The following is a 15130-nucleotide window of genomic DNA, read 5'->3' on the forward strand; positions in this document are numbered from 1 at the left end:
GGGACACCTAGCCCGCGACCTTGTGGATATGGCCGTGCACGTACACCGAGACCACGTTAGTCAGCAACTCCGCCTCCACCTCTGACAACTCGGGTGGTATCACCAACTGGGCGTTGCGCCCCGTTGGTAGAGGGATCGGGATCGTGATCATCGGATTTTTTTCTTGAGCATCCAGCGGAGTTCGCCGTCTCGACTGAACCTGCTCGGGGGGAGGTGGAGGCGTCGCAGATCTCCGTGACCTGTTGGGAGGACTCCAGGATGCCGGGTCATCCACATACTCCAGAAACGATGCGACGGCTCGTCGGAAGACCTTTTCGTACGCCTGTCGCGTCGATTCCCTGAGCCCTTCGGCGTCGTTAAGGAACCTACGTACAACATCATCAACGTCGAGATCACGGACGTCTACGCCTTCCGGAGGGCCGAGAGGGGCCAGGAGTCGCCGACACACCACGGCGTACTGGCTGGACGTGGCCTTTGTCATGTGACCGGCTTGACCTGCCCACGACCAAAGTCGAAACAGCGCATCTGCACTTGTCGAACGTGTATTCATACACCTGAGTATGCATATAGCCCATACTGGACACAAGGATTATTTGTGAATAATTCATGGCATCTGATGAGCATGAGGGCATGGAGCCGCTGGCAGCTCGCAATCGAGAGGAAGGCCGGTCCGTGGACTATTCGCGGACGACCGGAGCGTTGGGAGCAAGGCCGGAGCCTCTGACCAGGCAGAAGGGTCACGAGCACAACGGCCTCCGGAGCCGTGTGCGAAGAGCGGCATCATGGTCTCCATGACCTCCGAATACAGCAGCGCTCCCGTTGAGAGCACCCAAGTTACGGCCATGACCGACGGTGTAGCCCAGGTCTTCAAGTGGGAGGCGGACGCACGGATCGAGGTGCGAGACCTCGGGGGAGAGGTCGTCATTGAGGCGAACGCCGCGGGCCTCAGGACGCTCGCTGGGCATCTCCTCGTGTTGGCCGGCGATGGAGTTCCCGATGGAAGTCACCTGCACCTCGAGGACAGCAACGGTCTGGAGGACGGGTCCGTCGACTTGGTCCTGGAGCGCAGCGACGACGAGTGAGAGGGCCCGGCGGCCGTCGTGAGACTGGGTGAGGGGCTGACATCCACGGCTGACATCAACGGCGGTGGATAGCAGCAGTCATGCCCGTCCCCTCACGGCGCGTTCTGCCGTGGCTGCTCAAGCCAGTACAAGTCTCCGGGCGAACTTACAAAGCAGAGTCGGCGGTTCGAAACCGTCCGCGCCCACCAGTAGGAAGCACGACGAAGGCTCAGGTCACCGGCAATGAACCGGGAGCCTGGGCCTTGTTCGTTCCTCAGCCGCGACGGCGTGTCAGTTACGTGTCAGATGCCTCGCCGGGCTCCGCCGGCCGGGCCTTCCTGATCTGCTCGTCGAGGTGGGCGGCGATCGCGTGGTCACGACCGTTCACCAGGTGTTGATAGATCAGCGCGGCCCGCATCCGACGAGTGCCCCATCCGCTGCATCAGCTCACGCGTCTTGGCGCCGCCGGTTCCTCGCCTCCAGGTCGTTCGTACAGTGATGCGCTCCACCTAGACGCAGGGACCATGCCGCTTCACAGTGTGTGGTTCGACGGCAAGCGGGATGGGAGCTGGAGAGGATGGTGGGCTGAGGAGGTGGGCATCTAACAGGCTGTCAGTGGCGACCCTTACTCTTCCATCATGCGTAAAGGTGCGATCAGCCCACAGGATGTCCTCAAAGCCATTGCGGAGTACGACGAGTTAGGCCGTGACCAGTTCTTGTCCAAGTACGGGTACAAGCCAGCGACCGGGTACCTCCTCATTCACGAGAACCGGACATACGACTCGAAGGCCATCGCTGGAGTGGCCCACAAGTTCGGTCAAGGCCGGGCCCTGAGGCCCGATGAGTTGAGTGGAGGGAGATCTCACGCTGCGAGGTGGCTCGCCCAACAGGGGTTCCTAATCCGTGCCACTCGGAGCCCCGACTGGACGCGTGACGAAATCATCCTGGCCTGCGACCTGGCGATGGCCAATGGTTGGAAGCGTCTGGAGTTCGACGACCCACGCGTGGTTGAGTTGTCCGCGCTGCTGCAGGCCATGCCGATCCATCCTGTGGAGCAGCGAAACGAGCTGTTCCGGAACCCCAATGGCGTAGCTCGTAAAACGGTTGACATCACGTGCCGGCACCCGGACTACCCAGGGAAGCCCACGAATGGCAACGCGCTCGATTTCGAAGTCATGAAGGACTTCCTTGCCCGGCCAACTGAGATGGCTGCGGTAGCCGAGCGCATCCGACGCGGCCTCACCACCGGCGAATTCCAGGACCTGCCCTCAGAGGTCGAGGAGGAGGACGACTACAGCGCCCCCGAGGGTCGGCTCCTTCTGCGCCGGCACCGGGCCCGGGAGCGGAACAAGAGCCTGCGCAAGAAGAAGATCGTTTCCGTGCTCCAGCGCGGCGGGCGACTGGCGTGCGAAGCGTGCGGGTTCGACTTCGAGGAGGTCTACGGCGACCGCGGTGCCGGGTACATCGAGTGTCATCACGTGGTGCCGCTGCACGAAACGGGCGAGGGGCGGACCAAGCTCAGCGATCTTGCACTCATCTGCGCCAACTGTCATCGCATGATCCACCGGAAGGCCCCATGGCCCACCCCGGCGGAGCTGCGAGCCTCGATCGAGCAGCTTCGGGGGGCGCCAGGAGGGCCGGCTACGGTCGTGCGTCAGCGTGGCGCGGCAGGCGGTCAGGTCGCGAGGGCCTGATCTGTGGCCATTCTCTCGGCGGCTGTGACGCCCGCTGCGGCCGCGGGACGCTCGCGTACGCCGCCGCCGCTCAGCCGAGATAGGGGTAGGTGCCGGCGAGGTAGTCGCCGATCTGCTGGCGCATGCTGGCGTGGATGTCGTACTGGTCGAGGTCAGCCGGCTGGACGAAGCGGACGCCGTCGGCCTCATCGTTGATCGTGGGCTCGCCGCCGACGGGGCGTCCGATGTAGGTGTTCTCGTACTGCTGGCGGATCTCGCCGTCGGTGTAGGCCACGATGTGCCGGGGGTTGGTGTAGACGCCGAGGAAGCCGGTGATCTCGGCGACGATCCCCGTCTCCTCCAGGCATTCGCGTACCGCGCACTCGGCGGCGGTCTCGCCGATGTCCTGAGCGCCGCTGGGCAGCGCCCACTGGCCGGTGTCACGGCGGCGCTGGAGCAGTATGGCGCCGCTGTCGTCGACGACCAGCAGGTTGCTGGCCGGGATGAGGGTGTTGGCCTTGGGGGCGTCGGGGTCGTTGTAGTACTCAGTCCTGCCCATGTGCGGCGGTCCCCTCCTGGTCGGGTGTCCACGGCCGTGCGTCGGCCCAGACGGCGTCGAAGCTCTGAGCGTAGTTGTCGAACCAGCCGCCTTCGGTGGGAAGGTCGGGCCATGTGTCGAAGTCGAAGGCGCCCTCGCCCAGCCGCCACTCCTCGCGGTAGTTCTCCTGGTAGCGGACCTCGGTGAGGCCGAGGCGGCTGGGGATGTCGGCCATTGCGTGAAGGTCGGTGACCTCGGTCTCGATCTCGGTCGTGCCGTCGATCGTGGTGGCGTCGGTGACCTGCTTGAGCGTGAGCGTCGAGCGAGTGCCCTCGTCCCGCAGGCGGAGCCATGCGCCGCCGTCGAGGACTGCGTTCTCGAAGATCTTGCGGGTAAGGAGGGTACGCGGGAACGCCTGGACGGCGCCGAGGGTGGTGAGCTTGGCCTGAAGGCCGACGACGTCGACGGCCAGGAACTTCGCCTCGTACTCGTGCTTCATGAGTCCTTCTTTCCGTACTGGTGGGGGAGCGACGTACGAGCTGCCAACTCTTCCTCGATCGCCATGACGGCGGAGGGCCACGGCACAGCTGGCTCACTGAACAGCCGCCAATAGTCGTACGACGAACGGACCAACGAGCTGACTCCCAGACTCACCGAGTCGAAGTCCATCGTTCCTATCACCCTGCGGGTGATCCCGCCCGCCCCGCGCGCGGCGGGAGGAATGCCGTGTGAGAGCAGGAGGGCGGCGGTACGGACGGCATCCAATGTTCGAAGGGGCGCCAGAGACGCGAACCTGCCGAAGACAAGCTCATGCCAGTTCGTCCGAGCGCGCGCCCAAGCCAGCCGTTCCAGCCCCGTTCCCAGGTCGACAGCTATACGCGTTGGGTTGTCTGCGTTCCACAGCAGAACGATGTCGCCGAGTGGCAGGTCGATGTGGTCGAAGCGGAGAGTGATGCCTCGGACCTGGCGCCGACTCCATGTCGTCAGCTGGCCGTGAATGCTGAAGTGCCGGGCGTGGAAGCCCAGTCCTGACAGGACATCGAGCCAGCCGTCGAGGATCTCGCCGTACTCGTCGATGTGCCGGATCGGCTCGATACGAGAGATGTTCACGAATGACGTCAGGGAGCCGTCTCGGAGGTTTCCTGCCTCATCGCGCTGCCCGGTGAAGCGTACGACTGGCTGCGGTAGAAAACCCCTGCGGTAAGTCAGTACGCGCCCATCCTTGAGAAGAGGGTCCAGCGCTTGGACGGCTGAGATCGTCAGTTCTGTCTCGCGGCCCCATCGGAGCGGCAGGCAGGCGGCTCGCTCTACACCCTGCGCGGCGAAGCCTGCCTGGAGTCGGTCCAGAAGTTCTGCCCAGTCCGGGGCTTTACGCGGAGGACGGTAAGGGGATCCGCGGTGCGCATGCTCGATCGCGATGCGCCCGCCGGCGATGGTGAATTCCCATCGCGGCCCGAGTGTCTGGCGGAGAACGTCTGCTAAGCAACGAGCTGTCTCCATGGACTGCGTCGCGGAGTGAAGCGCTGTCCGGCCCGTCAGCACGGTCGGGTCGCCATCGCCTTGAAGTGGCGTGAGGGATCGAAGCGTTCCATCCCGATTGCTTGAACCTGCCGGTAATCGAGGCTTTCCGCCTGCTCGATCGCCTCGGCGAGCTTCCGTGCCGCAGTCTCGTCGTCCGCTCCCGGGGCGATGACGGAGACCGTGCCTGTCTCGTCGCACAAGGCCGCCTGGGCGCATGTCCCCTCCCGCCATGTCAGTGCGGCCATGGGGGTCCCAGCGCGGAGAGACTCGCCGAAGACTGCGGCGCCGGCCTCCACGTACGTGCGGGCGTAGGTGTAGACGAAGACCGAGGCGTCGCTGATGGCAGAGGTTTTGGCGGTGCCGCCGATTTCGCCGATCCACTTCACGTGATCGGCGCTGAAGAGGCGTTCGTAGCGTCGCACGTACTCCTCGTCGAAGACAGGGCCGACGATCCGGATCTGACGACCGAGGATCTGTGCCGCGCGTACGGCGATGTGCGGGGCCTTCTCCTCGTCGATACGGCCGAGCCAGACGAGGTCGGTACCTGCGGTGGCCGGAGGTTCCTCCTCGTGGAGGCCGAGGTGGACCGCAAGCTCGGGGATCGGCCGGTGGTCCGCGTACCGCTCGATCATCTCGGGCGAGTAGCAGTAGAGCCGTGATCGCCGGCCGTCGAAGGTTGCGGTGCTGTGCTGGAAGACCGGCGAGTGCTGGAACGTGGCGACGTCGCAGTCCAGTTCGTTCCAAGTGCGCTTCCAGGCCGGAAGCGCGGGGTACTCGTGGCCGACGACCAGGAGGTCGTAACCCGTGTCACGCAGCTCGCGCTCGGCAAGCGATCCGGTGGAGATGTCCTCCAGGCGGACCGGCTTGCGGACCCAGTCGTGTTCCAGGTCCGTGAGCCAGCCCGGCCCGAGGAGGTGTACGTCGGCGCCTGCGGCACGGGCGCCTACGGCGACCGCCCACAGCCATCGTTCGATCCCGCCGTATCCGGCGGGTGGAAAGGCGTAGCTACCAGGGAAGTCGCAGACGCCGACGAGCACGTTATGCCTCCGGTGTTCCGTCCGCCGAGATACGGCGGAAGCCGAGATACGGGAAGAGTGATTCGGGCAGGATGATCGAGCCGTCCTGCTGCTGGCACTGCTCAAGGAGCGCGGCCAGGGTGCGGCCGACAGGCAGACCGGAGCCGTTGAGGGTGGCGACGAGCTTGGGCTTGCCGTCCTCGCCGCGGGTCCGGATGTTCGCCCGGCGGGCCTGGAAGGTTCCGAAGTTGGAGACCGAGGAGATCTCGCGGTACGTGTTCTGGCTCGGGATCCAGACCTCGAGGTCGTACGTGAGCTGGGCGGAGAAGCCTGTGTCGCCGGCGGGCAGCTTGATGACCCGGTAGGCGAGGCCGAGCTCCTTGAGGCACGCCTCGGCGTGGCCGACCATCTCCTCCAGCTCGGCGTCCGCTGTCTCCGGATCGACGATCTTGACCATCTCGACCTTGGCGAACTGGTGCTGGCGGATCAGACCGCGGGTGTCGCGGCCGTACGAGCCGGCCTCGGACCGGAAGCACGGAGTGTGCGCCGTGAACGCGAGCGGCAGCTCCGCGGGCGGGATGATCTCGTCCGCGTAGAGGTTGGTCAGCGGAACCTCGGCCGTCGGGATGAGGAAGAGCTCGCGATCGGCGACACCGGTCTTGAACAGGTCCTCCTCGAACTTCGGGAGCTGGCCGGTGCCGGTCATGGTCTTGCGGGTGACCAGGTAGGGGACCGCGTACTCGGTGTACCCGTGTCGGCGGGTGTGGATGTCGAGGAAGAGCGTGGCCAGGGCCCGCTCCAGAGCGGCGCCGGCGCCGCGGGAGACCGCGAAGCGCGGACCGGACAGCTTCGTCGCGCGGCCGAAGTCGAGGATGCCCGTGGCCTCTCCGAGATCGACGTGATCCTTCGGCTCGAACGAAAACGCGGGAGGCGTGCCGACGCGCCGGATCTCGATGGCGAACTCCTCGGAGTCGCCGTCAGGCGCGGAGTCGTCCGGCAGGTTCGGGATGCTCAGGAGCAGATCACGGAGCTGGGCCTCGATCTCTTCCTGCCCTGCTTCGATGTCGCGGACCTGCTCCTTGATCTCGCGGGCGCGCTCCTTCAGCTTGCTGATGTCGCCGCCCTGCTTGGCCGTCTGCTGAACCTCACTCGCCACCCGCTTGGACTCGGCCCGCAGCTCATCGGCCGAGCGGATGTTCTGGTTGCGACGAGACTGGAGGGACTCCAGCTCGGACAGGTCCAGGGAGTAACCGCGACGAGCGAGCCGACGAACAGCTTCGGCACCCATTTCAATCAGGGCGCGGGCATCATGCATGAGGAAGATCCTTCTGATCCGGCGAGTGGTGGGATACGGGATCGACGGTAGCAACCGCGGCCCCTTCGCCGATCCGCATTACCTCCCTGCCACCTGAGCCGACCGCGTGATCGAGAACGCCAGTTTCAAGATCGTTCATCAGGGCCCCGATGAATTCCGGCAACTCGTCATCGGGGATGGCGACGGGCTCGATGTACGGGGCTTCCGGGAAGAAGAGGGGCATGGCCACGCCAGGAGTCCGTTCGCGGTGCCACAGAAGCACGGAGACCAGCAGGCCGTGGGCCACCAGGACGCGGGGGCCGGGGTGCTCCAGGGCCGCGTGCACCCCGGTGAGCATCCTCCGGATGCCCTCGCGCTGCGACTCGCTGCCGCCGGGCGGCCGCTCGTGGGCGCCGTGCCCGTCGAGCCAGACGGCGTATTCCAGGAACGGGCTTCCCTCGAATTCCCCGTAGCCGAGTTCGTTCAGCCGCGGATCGGTGATCAGTTCCGGTCCAGGAACTCCCATCAGCAGGTTGGCGGTCTGCTGGGCACGGGGAAAATCGCTGGCCAGCCACGTCTTCACGCTGTGGAGGGGAACGCTGCTCCAGCCCTTGCTCAGCGACCGACGGCCGTCCTCGCTCAAGCGGATGGGCTTCGTCGGGTCGCCGTTGACCAGGTAGCGCCGGCTGTAATTCGTCTGTCCGTGACGAAGGACGTAGGTCGTCATGATCGGTTCCTTGGGGTCGGCGCCAACAGCCACGCAAGGACTTCGGCCATCGTCGCTCCGCGCGGATCGCCGGTTTCGAGGTAGAAGAGAAGGCCGTCCAGTGCCAGGGCTCGACACCACGGCGCCAGGACGGGCACAGGGATACGGGAGATCCGGGCGGCAGCGGTCAGGCGGGCATCCGTGCCGTGTCCAAGCTCGTAGTACACGGTCCAGAAGGCCCAGTCGAAGGCCGCATCGCCCACCATCGGGAGGGGGTCGATCAGGCGAGGGTGGCCCAGCCAGTCGAAGAGCACGTTCTCGCGGTAGAGATCCGCGTGCAGGACCGTCGCCCGACCGCCGTCCTCCTCCAGGGTCACGAGGGCCGGGAGAGCCGCGTCGACATGCTCCTGCCACTGGCCGGCATCGACCGATTCCAGACGGCGGCGCACCCTCGGACGTACCTCCTGATGCAGGTACGAGGTCAGGGAAGGAAGCTCACGCGGTCGGCGCTGGCGCCGGCCGATGGTGTGGAGGACCTGGAGGGCGGCGGCCACGGTCTGCAGCTCCCGAGGCGGCCGCTCGTCGCCACCGGGGCGGCCCCCGATCATCTCCAGGGCCGCCACGGCCAGGTCGTCCGCCGCCTCGACGACGCCTGTGGTCGGCCCGCCCGCCCACAGGCGTAAGGCGGTGACCTCGTTGCGGAACCGCGTGGGATCGGCCCACGCCTTGAGGAGCAGCGGACGACCTTCGAGGGTTCCAGCCATGACGACCACGGAGGCATGCCCGGCGTCGTGGTAGCCATCGAGGGTGAGCTTCCAACGATCCGCAGCCTCCTCCAGCAGGGTGGGCACCGCATCGAGCCATCCGGAGACTTCGGGGCCGTAGTGAGTGACCAGCCGACGCCGGCATTCCGGGGAGACCTCGCCGAGCATCCGCTTCTTCATCAGCTCAGCACGATCCCGTCGGAGACCAGCTCGTCGGTGAGCGCCGGAAACTCGCCCAGCGCCTCCGCCACCAGCGCCTGCACCTTGTCCACCTCGGCGTCCGGGGACGACAGACGGACGAGGACACGCCACGGCTGGTCGAGGCGCTGCCCGGTGGTGCTCACCAGGTGGACCTCGGCGTGCCCTACCGTCGCCTCGTGGAGCCGCTGGGCGAGCCGTCGTGCGGCGATGTTGTAGAGCTTGCCCACGTGGTAGACGGGATTCTTCCCGTTGGCGCCCTCCAGGTTCATCGGCCGCAGGGGCGTGATGAGGCCGTTGACGCGGTTGCCGCGGCCGACGACGCCCTCGTCGCCGGACTCGATCGAGCTCCCGGTGTAGGTGAGGTACAGCTCATCCTTCTCCGGCACGTCGCGCGCGTTGAGCCGGAAGCTCGCCTCCGCGCCGGGCAGGTGGAGGCCGGCGAGCCGGTAGCACTCGGCCAGGACGCTCTCGGTGTTCTGCACGTACTCCGCACGGCTCGCGACGAGCCGCGACTTCTGCGGCACACAGAGCACGACATCCGCCCGCTCCCCGTCCCAGTAGCCCATGAGCTTCACGTCCGACCCACACCAGGCGTGGGAGAGGGTGAAGTCGCTCTCCCCGGAGAAGTGGTCGACCAGATCCCGCGCAAAGGACTCGAAGACGTTCTCCGGCGCCCAACCGGTGCCCAGCGACGTGTCGTTGGAGAGCCGCACGCGCCGCTCCCGCAAGTCGTCGATCGACCGCGGGTTGAACCATCGCGTCCGGTCGGGCACCTCGTCGCCCGTGAGGACCGCACCGGGGCTGGAGTTGCTGGTGATGTTGAAGGTGATGTCCAGGTGCTCGGAGACCTCGGGGAGCCGGCGGGCGAAGAACGCCCCCACCTCGGCCTCCACGATCTCCTCGACGGGGATCCGCTCACCGCCGCACATGGGCGCGGCACGGCCGTTGACGAGCACCCGGACCGGGGCGGTCATGCGGCCGGCGCCGTACCGGACCTCACTCGCTCCGCCCAAGAGGGCGAGCTTGTCGAAGTTGTGGTGCAGCACCGCGCCGAAGTGCTGCACGGTGTAGCGGCTGTACGCGCGGGACAGCCGCTCGGCGAGGTGGTCGGCGAGGGTGTCGGGGTGGCCGAGGCCCTTGCGCTCGACGATGGTCGTGGCCGGCGGGTGGGCCACTCCGATGTCGACCACGAGGTGGGTGTTGCCGAGGATCGTGCTCGTTCGGGACATCAGGATCCCTCGTTTCGGGTCGGAAGATGACGGAGCACTGCGGCGGCGTGTCAGCGAGGCACGCCTCGGGCGCGGAGAGACGAGATGGTCTGGGCGAGAAGCGCCCAGGTGGCGACGGGACGGTTCGGCGCCGCGAGCTGACGAATGAGGCCAGGAGGGACCAGCGTGATGTCCTCCGGACGGCGCCGGTCGAGCCAGAGGAGCAGGCGCCACGCCAGGACCGAACCGCTCAGAACGAGTCGGCGAACGATGTCCTCCGGCAGCCGCCGGTAAGGCAGATCCCCATAGATCAGGTCGCGGGCCAAATGGAACGCGACATCGGCGTGATCGGCGACAGCAGGGCCGCGCCCGCTCGCCTCCCAGTCGACGACGTGGAGCCGGTCTCCGTCGACCAGGAGGTGCTCGGGCTTGAGGTCCCCGTGCAGACGGACGACAGGATGGGAGTCGATCGGCGCGAGGAGCTCCGCCAGATCCGCCCACCACGGCAGCAGCCGGCATCGGGGAGACATCTGCCGGAGCAGGAACCCTCGGTGCGTGAACGGATCCCTGTGGTGAGGCACCCAACCCGAACCGGGAGCGAGACCGGGAACCGGCCGGTGCAGCTGGTCGGACAGGGCCAGGATCCGGTCGAGATACTCCCGGACCGCCGGGACGGTCTCGATCGCGCATGAGCGTCCGGGCAGCATCTGGAACACGGTCCACGCAGACGCACCCTCAATGCCGGTGCCCAGGACTGTCGGCACCGACAGCCCCTGGCGACCGCCACCTCGGATCGCTTTCACCTCGCGACGGCGCCGCTCAGCCGGGTCGATACCGACGTAGACCTTGAGCAGTGACCGGCCGTCCAGTGCCTGGAAAACCCGGGAGTACGGCTTGACCGAAGTCCGGCGGAAGGGACCGTGCCGAGACTCGATTGCTCGCAGTACCACAGGGGAGCTCAGCACCTCGTCACCTCCAGCCGTCGATTCCGCATGGGAAGCGCTGCCGGAGGAGGTGGCCCACCACCGCGGCGCTGAGGCAAGTAAGCCGGAGTCGCGGCCAGCGGTCAGTGGACAGGGTTAACGGATTGCGCCGTTAACTGTTAACTCCCCACGTGGGACGGGCTCTTGGCCCATCATTGAGCGGGGCACTGCGAGGGACATCGGGGGAACGATGGGGGCGAAGAGCAGACTCCAGCAGGCCAGGCTGGACAGGGGCTGGACGCAGGGCGAGTTGATCGACGCCTTGATGGCCGCCGCCCAGCGCCTGGGAGCGCCGACGCCGGCATCGACGAGTTGGAAGACGCTCATCTCGATGTACGAGAACGGCCGGCGCCCCGTGAGCCCAGACCACCGGCCGCTCTTCCGGGAGGTGTACGAGGCGACGGACGAGGAGCTGGGCTTCGCATCCGCCACGACGAGCGTGGCCGTCGCCGCAGGGAGAATGCTGCTGCCAACACCGACGCCTGCGGTGAGCCGCACCCCGATGCCGGTGAACCCGGAGATGCTGGGCTACCTCACCTCGGTGCTCCAGCAGCACGCACAGGCCGAACCTTTCGTCGGCCCACAGTTCCTCCTGGCCCCGGTGGGCAGCCAGATGCCCCTCATCGAGCAGATGTGTCGGGAGGCATACGGTCCGCTGCGGCAGGAGGTCCTGCGCGTCGGGGCACGGTACGCAGAGTTCCTCGGATGGCTTCACCAGGACACCGGCCGCACCGACGACGCCATGCGCTGGACCAGGCTGGCGATGGAGTACGCCCAAGAGCTGGGCGATCCGATGGTGATCGCGTACATGCTCCAGCGCCGCAGCAACATCGCCACGGAAGCGGGCCACGCCGGCCACGGCGCCGGCCTCGCTCTCGCTGCCCTCCGGTACGCCTCCGACCTCTCGCCTCGCGTCCACGCCGTCGTTCTCCGCCAGCTCGCGAACAGCAAGGCGAGCCTCGGAGAGGCCGTCGAGTCCGAGCGGGCCATCGAACAGGCCCTCGCCGCGGCAGACAGAGGCGACGATGACGACCTGGCCTTCTACTGCACGGTCTCGTACATCGAGATGGAGGCGGCCAACTGCCAGGTACGCCTGGAGCGCCCCGAGCAAGCCGTCGTCACGTACGAGAAGAGCCTGCGGCACTGGCCTGCCGTGCAGGAGCGGGACCGAGGGCTGTGTCTCGCCCGGCTCGCCACAGCCAACGCGATCCTGGAAGACGTGGAAGGCGCCCACCGGGCCGCAGAACAGGCCCTCGGCATCGCCCACCGGACAGGCTCCACGCGGATCCTCGGCGAGTTGTACCGGCTTCAACCGCGTCTTGCGCGCTGGCACAAACTGGTGGAAGTTTCGGAACTCAACAGGGAGTTAGACCTGGCGAAGCAGGTCACCCCCTAGCCGACCGAGGGAGAGCCGTGAACTTGCTGCCGACCGCCACGAGCACCGATGTCCAGGAGCTGCGGCCCCGCGTCGCCGTGCTCCCAGTCGGCTCCTTCGAGCAGCACGGCAAGTACCTCCCGCTGATCACCGACACAGCGATCGCCTGCATCATCGCCCAGGAGATCGCCGATGCCTACCCCGTGCACCTGCTCCCGCCCATCACCATGTCGTGCAGCCACGAGCACGCGGCATTCCCTGGCACGGTCAGCATCAGCGCCAGGACCTTGTACGCGATGATCGACGACATCCGCGCCTCCCTCGCCCGCTCCGGCATCCACAAACTGGTGATCGTCAACGGCCACGGTGGGAACTACGTCCTGTCGAACGTGGTCCAGGAAGCCAACGTCGACGGACCAGCGGTCTCCCTCTTCCCCCTCGGCCCCGACTGGGACCGTGCCCGCGAGTACGGCGGCCTGGAATCCGACAGGCACGCGGACATGCATGCCGGCGAGATCGAAACGTCGATCCTGCTCCACGCCGCTCCCGAGCTTGTCCGCGAGGGATATGACGACGCGGACCACGACAGCAGGCAGCGGCCATTCCTCCTGGTCCAGGGAATGACCGAGTACACCAAGTCGGGAGTGATCGGCTTTCCCTCGCTCGCCACCGCCGAGAAGGGGAAGGCCATCGTGGAAAGCCTGCGATCGAGTTTCTCAGCGCATTTCGACGTGCTCTGCCGACTGGGCTGATCTGGCAGGCGCAGCGCACGCCCTGCAGCATGGTGGTCTGAGCTGCCCGAGTTCGCTGGAGTCCGGCGGAGTGCCCCAGGGGAGACCACGGAGGTCAGCACGCGACGTGCCGCAACACGGTCACCTGACCAGACGCCCAATACGAACAGCGCCGAGGAACTCCCCCCAAGCGCCGGCGGAGAACGACAGCCGTGCCCGGTACGGATGCTTGCTGTCCCGGACGGCGGCGCCGGCCATCAGTTGCGCCGCCTCCACGCACTCGGTACCGCTGCCCCCGCTGTATGAGGACTTGAACCACTGGAGGTCGTCGCGATCCATCACAGCTCCTTGCAGGCCCGGTTGATGAGCGCGATCGACGAGGGCATGTCCAACGCCTGTGCGCGCAAGTAGTCGAACGCCAACTTATAGCGCTCCAGTTCCTCGGGCTTCTCCATGAACAGGCCCCCGCCGATGATGTCCACGTACACGACATCGAGTTCAGGTGAAGGACCGCCGAGCACGACAAAGCTGCCTACAGCCGCCGCATGCGCGCCAGTTGCAAAGGGAAGAATCTGAACGGTGACGTTGGGTGAGTCCGAGAGGGCGACGAGCGTCGTCAACTGCTCCCGCATCGTGTCCCGTCCGCCGACCACACGCCTGATCACCGCCTCGTCGACGACGGCCCAGATGTGGGGCGGGTCCTCGCGGGTGAGCAGCTCCTGTCGCTTCATGCGAATGTCGACCATGTGCGTGATCTCCGACTCGCCGCACCTCATCTCGGAAGCCCGATGCACGGCCTCGGCGTACGCGCGTGTCTGCAGCAATCCGGGGACGTACATGCAGGCGTAGTGATCCTCCCGTACGACCTCGTCCTCAAGGGTCAGCATGAGGTTCATGGACTCGGGGATCGGGTCTGCGAGGGATCGCCACCAGCCCTGGATCTTTGCGCCTTTGGCGAGCCCGACGAGTGTCAGCCGCTCCTCGTCGGTGGCCCCGTACTCGCGGCACAGGGCGTCCACGGCAGGCCACTTGACCGTGCCTTCCTTCCGCTCGTAGCGGCTGAGCGTTGCCTTCGAGATGCCGACTCGCGCTCCGGCCTCCTCAAGGGTCAGCCCAGTGCGCTCCCGCAGACGTCGAAGGTCCGCCCCCAATTGCCGCCTGCGGGTGGTCGGTCCAACTGTCATGGTCAAGCCTCCGTGTCGGTCTGTGAGAGAGCTTGCATGTGACGCGACATGCCGGACAACCCGGCGTGCGCCCCAGGCGCGCGGACGATCCCCATGCTCCCAGTGGAGCCTTCTGAGAGTTCCATTTTGAGAGTTTCACTGTCACTCTCGGTGTCGAGGCGACTACGGATGAAGTGGTCGCACGTCTCATCAGGAGGCTTCATGAGCAAAGGTGCGTGCCGAGTGGAAGTGATGCGCAAGCCGTGGGAACTCCCGTTCCTGGCTGAAGCGGCTGAAGTGGCGAGACTCCGCAGGGTCCTGCAACACCGCTTGAACCTGTGGGGCCTCCCGAGCGTCGTCGAGACGGCACAGCTCTGTGTGTCGGAGTTGGTCGCCAATGTGATCCGCCACGTCGGCGACGGAACCCCGACCACGCTCGCGGTGTCCATGAGCGGTCCTCGCCTGCGCATCGAGCTGTGTGATCCCGACAGCCGGGCGCTTCCTACCCTGCTCCGTGCCCAGGAGCACGACGAGTCGGGCCGCGGCATGGCTCTGGTGGACGCGATGGCCGAGCGATGGGGTGTCGTTCTCCGAGGCGACTCGAAAGTCACCTGGTGTGAACTGGAGACCGGCCTCGCGTCGACCGACGGGCACCTCGGTGGTGACAGTGTGGAGCGGGCCGAGGTCCTGCTCGGGCTCTGCGGCCTCACCCGCGGTCTGCACGGCTGCGCCGGTGGCCGGCTCGGTGTGGCGTCAGCCGAGGAGGTCGCGATCGACGTGATCGCCGACCTCCTGCTGTGGCTGCGTGCGCACGGGTGCGATCCGGACGAGGCTCTCGACCGGGCGCAGATGCACTTCGAGGCGGAGGCGTACGCGGCCTAGATGCATTGCCCGGT

At 66.6% G+C, this 15130-nt stretch carries 17 protein-coding genes; 5 read left to right on the plus strand and 12 right to left on the minus strand.

The window, feature by feature from the left end; all coding sequences use genetic code 11:
* Positions 1-7 precede the first annotated feature (7 nt).
* Positions 8-481: a hypothetical protein gene (locus ACZ4VI_RS28500; RefSeq protein WP_468003773.1), complete on the minus strand. Its 474-nt coding sequence runs from the start codon at positions 479-481 to the stop codon at positions 8-10.
* A gap of 310 nt (positions 482-791) precedes the next feature.
* Between ACZ4VI_RS28500 and ACZ4VI_RS28505 the strand changes: the two genes are divergently transcribed.
* Both ACZ4VI_RS28505 and ACZ4VI_RS28510 read left to right on the plus strand, forming a co-directional pair.
* A complete protein-coding gene (locus tag ACZ4VI_RS28505; protein ID WP_468003774.1) occupies positions 792-1082 on the plus strand; it encodes an Imm32 family immunity protein in 291 nt (96 codons plus the stop codon).
* Positions 1083-1699: 617 nt separating this feature from the next.
* The gene (locus ACZ4VI_RS28510) at positions 1700-2755 is read left to right on the plus strand and encodes an HNH endonuclease (protein WP_468003776.1); all 1056 of its coding nucleotides are present in this window, start codon (positions 1700-1702) and stop codon (positions 2753-2755) included.
* 70 nt (positions 2756-2825) lie between these two features.
* Here the strand turns inward: ACZ4VI_RS28510 and ACZ4VI_RS28515 are convergent, their stop codons facing one another.
* The 9 genes from ACZ4VI_RS28515 to ACZ4VI_RS28555 all read right to left on the minus strand — a co-directional run bounded on the left by ACZ4VI_RS28515 (position 2826) and on the right by ACZ4VI_RS28555 (position 10947).
* Positions 2826-3293: an NUDIX hydrolase gene (locus ACZ4VI_RS28515; RefSeq protein ID WP_468003778.1), complete on the minus strand. Its 468-nt coding sequence runs from the start codon at positions 3291-3293 to the stop codon at positions 2826-2828.
* Positions 3280-3771, minus strand: coding sequence for a CYTH domain-containing protein (locus tag ACZ4VI_RS28520; protein WP_468003780.1), 492 nt, complete (start codon positions 3769-3771; stop codon positions 3280-3282). Before ACZ4VI_RS28520 ends, ACZ4VI_RS28515 begins: the two co-directional genes overlap by 14 nt.
* Positions 3768-4382: a hypothetical protein gene (locus ACZ4VI_RS28525; RefSeq protein ID WP_468003781.1), complete on the minus strand. Its 615-nt coding sequence runs from the start codon at positions 4380-4382 to the stop codon at positions 3768-3770. The genes ACZ4VI_RS28520 and ACZ4VI_RS28525 overlap by 4 nt, the downstream gene beginning before the upstream one ends.
* A gap of 425 nt (positions 4383-4807) precedes the next feature.
* The gene (locus ACZ4VI_RS28530; protein WP_468003783.1) at positions 4808-5830 is read right to left on the minus strand and encodes a glycosyltransferase; all 1023 of its coding nucleotides are present in this window, start codon (positions 5828-5830) and stop codon (positions 4808-4810) included.
* 1 nt (position 5831) lies between these two features.
* A complete protein-coding gene (serS, locus tag ACZ4VI_RS28535) occupies positions 5832-7124 on the minus strand; it encodes a serine--tRNA ligase (RefSeq protein ID WP_468003785.1) in 1293 nt (430 codons plus the stop codon).
* Positions 7117-7830 carry a histidine phosphatase family protein gene (locus ACZ4VI_RS28540; protein WP_468003787.1) on the minus strand — a complete coding sequence of 238 codons (714 nt, stop codon included), beginning with the start codon at positions 7828-7830 and terminating at the stop codon, positions 7117-7119. The genes serS and ACZ4VI_RS28540 overlap by 8 nt, the downstream gene beginning before the upstream one ends.
* Positions 7827-8753, minus strand: a complete 927-nt coding sequence (locus ACZ4VI_RS28545; protein ID WP_468003788.1) for an aminoglycoside phosphotransferase family protein — start codon at positions 8751-8753, stop codon at positions 7827-7829. The genes ACZ4VI_RS28540 and ACZ4VI_RS28545 overlap by 4 nt, the downstream gene beginning before the upstream one ends.
* Complete coding sequence (locus ACZ4VI_RS28550; protein ID WP_468003790.1) at positions 8753-10003, minus strand: methionine adenosyltransferase; 1251 nt, start codon at positions 10001-10003, stop codon at positions 8753-8755. The genes ACZ4VI_RS28545 and ACZ4VI_RS28550 overlap by 1 nt, the downstream gene beginning before the upstream one ends.
* A 50-nt stretch (positions 10004-10053) precedes the next feature.
* Positions 10054-10947, minus strand: coding sequence for a phosphotransferase family protein (locus ACZ4VI_RS28555; protein WP_468003792.1), 894 nt, complete (start codon positions 10945-10947; stop codon positions 10054-10056).
* Positions 10948-11155: 208 nt separating this feature from the next.
* On the opposite strand from ACZ4VI_RS28555, the gene ACZ4VI_RS28560 reads away from it, so the two are divergent.
* Positions 11156-12361 carry a helix-turn-helix domain-containing protein gene (locus ACZ4VI_RS28560; protein ID WP_468003794.1) on the plus strand — a complete coding sequence of 402 codons (1206 nt, stop codon included), beginning with the start codon at positions 11156-11158 and terminating at the stop codon, positions 12359-12361.
* A gap of 17 nt (positions 12362-12378) precedes the next feature.
* Entirely contained in the window at positions 12379-13092 is a 714-nt protein-coding gene (locus ACZ4VI_RS28565; RefSeq protein WP_468003795.1) for a creatininase family protein, read from the plus strand.
* Between the two features lie 120 nt (positions 13093-13212).
* Here ACZ4VI_RS28565 and ACZ4VI_RS28570 read toward each other — a convergent pair whose 3' ends face one another.
* Together ACZ4VI_RS28570 and ACZ4VI_RS28575 are read right to left on the minus strand one after the other, a co-directional pair.
* On the minus strand, positions 13213-13410 hold the full coding sequence (locus ACZ4VI_RS28570) for a DUF397 domain-containing protein (protein WP_468003797.1): 198 nt from the start codon (positions 13408-13410) through the stop codon (positions 13213-13215).
* A complete protein-coding gene (locus ACZ4VI_RS28575) occupies positions 13410-14255 on the minus strand; it encodes a helix-turn-helix domain-containing protein (RefSeq protein WP_468003799.1) in 846 nt (281 codons plus the stop codon). The genes ACZ4VI_RS28570 and ACZ4VI_RS28575 overlap by 1 nt, the downstream gene beginning before the upstream one ends.
* 201 nt (positions 14256-14456) lie before the next feature.
* Between ACZ4VI_RS28575 and ACZ4VI_RS28580 the strand changes: the two genes are divergently transcribed.
* On the plus strand, positions 14457-15116 hold the full coding sequence (locus ACZ4VI_RS28580) for an ATP-binding protein (protein ID WP_468003801.1): 660 nt from the start codon (positions 14457-14459) through the stop codon (positions 15114-15116).
* Positions 15117-15130: the final 14 nt, after the last annotated feature.

The organism is Streptomyces sp. NPDC029169, assembly GCF_055563935.1.